At 63.2% G+C, this 802-nt stretch carries 1 protein-coding gene; it reads left to right on the top strand.

Annotation, left to right across the window (positions count from 1 at the left end):
• The coding region (locus tag NKI25_RS36275) for an AMP-binding protein (protein WP_353000975.1) at nucleotides 1-802 on the top strand (802 nt) is incomplete at both ends.

Below are 802 nucleotides of genomic sequence, written 5' to 3'. Positions count from 1 at the left end.
GATCCCGACCCGCGCGCGCTGGGGCTCACCCCCCGCCAGCTCGCCTACATCATCTACACCTCGGGCTCCACCGGGACGCCCAAGGGCGTCATGGTCGAGCATCAAAGCACCGTGAACCTGCTGCGTTGGAGTAGCCGCGTCTACGCGCAAGCACAGACCAGCCGCATGCTGTTCTCCACTTCGATCAGCTTTGATCTGTCCGTCTACGAGTGCTTCGCTACCCTGTCACAGGGCGGCACGCTCTATCTCGTCGACAATGCGCTGGCGCTGGCGCAAACGCCTTTGGACGTCTCGCTGATCAATACAGTCCCCTCTGCGATCGCCGCTCTGCTCGCCAAGGAAGCAGTCCCCGCCGCGGCAAGCGCCATCAATTTGGCGGGCGAAGCGCTGAGCGCAGCTCTGATCGAGAGAATCTTCGAGCACAGCCGCGTCGAGAAGATCTGTAACCTATACGCCCCTTCCGAGACAACGACGTACTCGACCTGGATTTGCATGCCCAGGGGAGACACCGTCGTTGAAACGATCGGCCGTCCGATCGCCAACACGCGGATCTATCTTCTGGACGCTCATGGTCAGCCGGTGCCGTTCGGGGCGGTGGGCGAGCTCTATATCGGCGGGGCCGGCGTTGCGCGCGGTTATCTCAACCGCCCCGAGCTGACGGCGGAGCGGTTCATCGCCAGTCCGTTTGTGGAAGGCGATCGGCTGTACCGGAGCGGCGACCTGGCGCGTTATCTGCCGGACGGCAATCTGGAGTTTTTGGGCCGCAACGACGAGCAGGTGAAGATCCGCGGCTTCCGCATCG

The organism is Mesorhizobium sp. M0808 (assembly GCF_040320025.1).
Lineage (GTDB): Bacteria > Pseudomonadota > Alphaproteobacteria > Rhizobiales > Rhizobiaceae > Mesorhizobium.
This window is presented reverse-complemented; position numbering and strand designations above follow the sequence as displayed.